Below are 4859 nucleotides of genomic sequence, written 5' to 3' on the forward strand. Positions count from 1 at the left end.
GGCGGGGGGCGCGGCCGGCGCGGCGGCGGGTGCGGCCGGGTTCCTGCCGATGGCCGCGATGGCCACGGCGGCGGCGGTGGGCGGGTTCCAGCGCGGGCTGGGCCGCACCGCGGCGCATGCGGGCCTGGGCGGGATCGGCGAGTCGATGGACACCCCCTCGCTGCGCCGCAGCGAGGAACGCTCCGCCTCCCGGCCATCCGCCGGCAGTAACGGGGGTAGCGGGGGTAGCGGACGTGGCGGGGGCGGAGGCAGGAGCGGTGCACCGTCGCCGGTCGCACCAGCTCCGATCCCCACGGGAGCCGACCCGCCGCCTGTGCCACCGACGGACGACGGCGCCGGCGCCGCGGAAGCCGAAGCCACCACGACAGTCCCGGACGGCCCACCGCCGGGTCCGTCGGCGGCTGCTCGTCCGGGCGACGGCGTGCCCATCGCGAAGGCACCGCCGTACCCGTCTCCCACCGAGTACCCGGGGCCGGGGCCAGGACAGGTGCCGGACGGGCGGTTGCCTCGCACACCGGCCGGCCCGCGGCCGATCGTCCCCCGGGGCGGGCCGGGCGGGATGCACTGGAGTGAACGCCAGTGAGTGAGGTGCAGACCTACCACGGGTGGAAGCGGGACCGGGCCGGGTCGTGGGCGCTGGGGCTGAGCGTCCCACGGGCGCTGCTGGTCGTCGCCGCTGTGGTGATGACCGGATACACGGTGGCCTATGGGGCCTTCGCGGCGCTGCCGGCGGTGCTGCCGGTCGCCGCGCTGATGCTGATCGCGGCGTGGATGCGGGTGCAGGGGCTCGCGGTCGGAGAGTGGGTGCTGCGGATGGTGCGGTTTCGGCGGGCGAAGATGCGACGCGAGACCTGGTACGCGGGTGCGGCCTGGCAGCCCGCGGCCGATCCGGCGGACCCGGCGGGCCTGCCTCGGGTGGATCTGCCCGGGGTGCTGGCGCCGCTGCGGTTCCTCGAGGAGGAACGCGGCGCGGGTGTCCCGGTCGCGGTCGTGCACCATCCGTACGAGCAGACGTACACGGTGGTGCTGCACATCCAGTTCCCGGGCCTGGCGCTGGCGGACGCGGCGTCGGCGGCGCGGCGCGTCGGCGCGTGGGGCGGGCTGCTCGCCGGCTGGTGTGAGGAGGGCAAGCCGGTCTCCCGCGTCGGTCTCTACCAGCGGTACCTGCCCGAGGACGGCGCCGAGCTGGTGCAGTGGACCGCCGCGCACACCACCCACGACGCCCCGGACCTCGCCACCCGCACCGCCGCGGCGCTGCTCGGCGGCCAGCAGGTCTGGCAGTCCCGGCACGAGGCGTATCTCGCGATCTCCCTGTCGCAGCAGCGGGCCCGCTCGGCGATCAGGGCCGCCGGCGGCGGTGACACCGGTGCGGCGGCGGTGCTCATCCGCGAGGTGGGCGCGGCCGCGGACCGGATGCGCTCGGCGGGCGTCGAGGTCCGCCGCTGGATGGGCGTGCGGGACCTGGCCGAGGTGATCCGCACGGCGTTCGACCCGCACGCCGCCGGACCGCACGCCGCCCACCGTGCCTCGGCCGGCGACCCGGCCTGGGACGGCACCCCGCCCGGGGTCGACTCCGCCCTCGCCGGACCCGCGGCCGCCGAGGCGAAGCTGGGCTCCTATCACCATGACGGCGGCTACTCGGTGACCTACCAGGTGTATGAATGGCCTCGCTCGCCGGTCGCCGCCGGCGGGCTGGTGCCCGTCCTGCGCTCGACCGCGACGGCCCGGCGCGCCGTCGCCCTGCTCTACGAACCGCTGCCGCCCGCCGAGGCCGAACGCGCCGTGCTCGGCGACATCACCCGTTCGTCGTTCTCGGTCAGCCTGCGCCAGCGCACCGGCGGGGTGGTGCGCACCAGTGAACGCCAGGCGCTCGCCGACGCCCAGCGTCAGGAGGTCGAGAACGCCTTCGGCCACGGACTGGTGAGGTTCGCCGGCTACCTGACGGTGACGGTGACCGACCCGGCACGGCTCGAGGAGGCGTGCGCCGAGCTCGAGGCGGACGCGGCCGGCCAGGGCTGCCGGCTGGTGCTGCGCCGCCTGTGGATGGCCCAGGACGCCGGCTTCGCCGCCACCCTGCCCCTCGGGTTGGGCCTGCCCAGTGCCGGGCTGTGGCGATGAGCCGCCGCTCGGCGAGCCCCACCGGGAGGTCTCGCGGCGGGCGGGGTCTCGACCTGACCTCGCTGCCGGCGCACAACCTTGCCGATCTCCTGCCCGCCCCGACCCGGCCTCCCGTCCTCGTCGATCAGCCGGAGGCGTCGCCGCGCGCACGCTCCTGGATTCCACGTCGGGGCCGGCGCGGGGCGTTCGGCGGACGGGCAGCCAACACGGCCCAGGCCGCCGTGTGGCGCGGGTCGACCGCCGCCGTACAGGGCCTCTACCCGATGCTGACCCGAGCCGGAGTGCCGCCGGTCGGCGCCTACCTCGGCTACGACGTGATCACCGGTGCGGCGTTCTCCTGCCACCCCGTGGAATGGCTGCGCCAGGGCCTCGTGCGCAACCCGAACCTGCTGGTCTCCGGCAGTCCCGGCGCCGGCAAGTCCGCGACGCTGAAAGCCCTCTCGCTGCGGCTGACCCAGTTCGGCGTGTCCACCCTCGTGCTCGGCGACCTCAAGGGCGAGTACGGCGCACTGGTGGACGCCGTCGGCGGCTCCGTCAGCGAACTCGGCCCCGGGCTGCCCGGACGGCTCAACCCGCTCGACGCCGGTCCCCTGGGCACCCGCCTGCCCCGCGACCCGGCCCTGCTGACCGAACGCCTCGCCGAGATCGCCCGGCGCCGACTGCGACTGCTGGTCACCCTGGTCGGCGCCCGTACCCCCGTCGGCCCGGAGGACGAGACCGTCCTCGCCGAGGCACTGCGCATCGCCACCGGTGAACACCAGGCCGCGACCACGCTGGCCGACCCGACCATCCCCGACATTCACCGGGTGCTGATCGAGGCCCCCGAGCATCTCGTCGACGCCGTGCGCTGCACGTCGCGCACCGAGTTCGTCGGACTGTTCCGCCGCGTCACCGACGCGCTGGGCTCGATGGTCCGCAACCTCGCCGGCATCTTCGACGCCCCCACCACCGTCACGCTCGACTTCGACGCGCCCATGCAGTCCGTCGACATCTCCCGGCTGTCCCAGCGCGGCGAGGACGCCGTCGTCGTCGGCCTGTCCTGCCTGTCCAGCTGGGGGCAGGCCGCGATCGACGAACCCGGCCGGCTACGCATGGTGATCCGCGACGAGGTCTGGCGCCAGCTGCGCGCCGGCGTCGACTTCGTCCGCAAGATTGACTCGGACCTGCGCCTGAGCCGCGCCGAGGGCACCATCCAGGTCCTGGCCACTCACCGTCTCGCCGACTTCGAGGCCGTCGGTGCCGCCGGCTCCGAAGCCGTCGCGATCGCCCGCGAACTCGTCTCCTCCTGCGACGTACGGATCCTGCTAGCCCAGGACACCCGCCCTCTCGCCGACCTCGCCGACGCCGTCGGCCTCACCGACGCCGAACGCATGCTCGTCGCCTCCTGGGGCGGCGGCGACCGCGGCCGCGGCCTGTGGAAGATCGCAGGCCTCGGCGGCTACCCCGTCCAACTCGTCCTCACCGAGGCCGAAGCGCACCTCTACCACACCGACGAACGCATGGCCACCTGACGCCCGGCCCAGAACCACCCGCTGGCCGCCGCGTCCAGGGGTCCCACGTCCAGGAGGCGGTCTCGCTTCCAGGCGGCGGTGCAGGTCCAAGGGCATCTCACGTCCAGGGGCATCTCACTTCCAGGGACCCAGGGGCGGCCAGCCGTCGGCGCCGGGCTGACGGCCGGTCAGCCAGGCCAGGGCGTCCAGGGCGGGGACGTCGACGACGACCAGCCGGTCGCCGCGGCCGGCGGCGGTGGATGGGCGGTCCCCCGGCGCCAGCAGGACGGTGTACTCCGGCGGCACGCGCTCGGACAGGCCGCGCACCGTCCAGGCCCATTCGACGTCGACGTACGCGGCGTCGAGATCGGCCCAGCGGGGACCATCATGATCCGCCAGGCCGAGGTCGACGAGATGGATCTCGGCCTCCCGCCAGCGAAGAAAGACCAGATCGGCAAGGGAGGTCGGGCCGTATGCGATCACCCGGCCGAGCCCGGTGCGCCAGACGTCGACGGGAACCGCATCCCAGGCCTGCTCCAGGCGGGCCATCGCGTCGGTGATCGCGGCGCGTGCGGTGGCGGCGGGCACGTCCCGCCCGGCCTCGATGTCGCCGTCGCGCTGTGCCTGCCCACCCGGATACATGTCGCGGACCTCGCCGACGGACGCGGCCTGCACCATCCCGAGATGAGCCTCGGCGTTACGGGCGATATGAGTGAGCAGATGGGCGACGCTCCAGCCGGGCAGCTCGGACGGGCGGCGCAGCGTGTCGTCGTCCACGCCGGCAAGCACATCCGCGAGGCGACCATGGGCCGCGGTGACGCCGGCAAGCAGATCATGCGGAATGGTCGAGGGCCGATAGTCCGAGCCGACGGATACTGGTCCGGCCGCCGCCAGTGCCGCGGCGACCCCGGACTCCTGCACCGGCCCCGAGTCCGGATCCGACCGGTCCGCTGGTTCCGACCGGAGCGAGAAGTCCGCCGGGGCCGCCGAGTCCGACCGGACCGCCGAGGGCGACAGGTCCGGCGGGGGTGGCGGCCGGTCGTCGGGGTAGCGGCCGGAACGGGACGATGTGGGGGCAGCCATATCGCCACCGTGCACCCTCTCGCCGCTCGACGCCAGACGAAACCGCCGAACCAGCGGCGCTCCGTTCGGCAGACGGCAGACCGCGAAGGCAGACGGCACACGGTGGACGGCACACGGTGGACGGCACACGGTGGACGGCACACGGTGGACGGCACACGGTGGACGGCA

Annotated in this window: 3 protein-coding genes and 1 pseudogene; 3 read left to right on the forward strand and 1 reads right to left on the reverse strand. The window is 74.7% G+C overall.

The annotated features are described in order from the left end of the window. The 3 genes and pseudogenes from MXD95_RS07390 to MXD95_RS07400 form a co-directional block, all read left to right on the forward strand. A pseudogene (locus MXD95_RS07390) lies at positions 1-583 on the forward strand (hypothetical protein); the annotation flags it as partial. Then, a complete protein-coding gene (locus MXD95_RS07395; protein WP_250639795.1) occupies positions 580-2118 on the forward strand; it encodes an SCO6880 family protein in 1539 nt (512 codons plus the stop codon). The pseudogene MXD95_RS07390 and the gene MXD95_RS07395, both read left to right, overlap by 4 nt. Next, positions 2115-3629, forward strand: a complete 1515-nt coding sequence (locus tag MXD95_RS07400; RefSeq protein WP_250639796.1) for a putative type IV secretion/conjugal transfer ATPase — start codon at positions 2115-2117, stop codon at positions 3627-3629. Before MXD95_RS07395 ends, MXD95_RS07400 begins: the two co-directional genes overlap by 4 nt. Positions 3630-3743: 114 nt before the next feature. Here MXD95_RS07400 and MXD95_RS07405 read toward each other — a convergent pair whose 3' ends face one another. After that, complete coding sequence (locus MXD95_RS07405; RefSeq protein ID WP_250639797.1) at positions 3744-4691, reverse strand: maleylpyruvate isomerase N-terminal domain-containing protein; 948 nt, start codon at positions 4689-4691, stop codon at positions 3744-3746. Between the last annotated feature and the right edge of the window lie 168 nt (positions 4692-4859).

Source organism: Frankia sp. AiPa1 (assembly GCF_023243075.1).
In the GTDB taxonomy this organism is placed as follows: domain Bacteria; phylum Actinomycetota; class Actinomycetes; order Frankiales; family Frankiaceae; genus Frankia.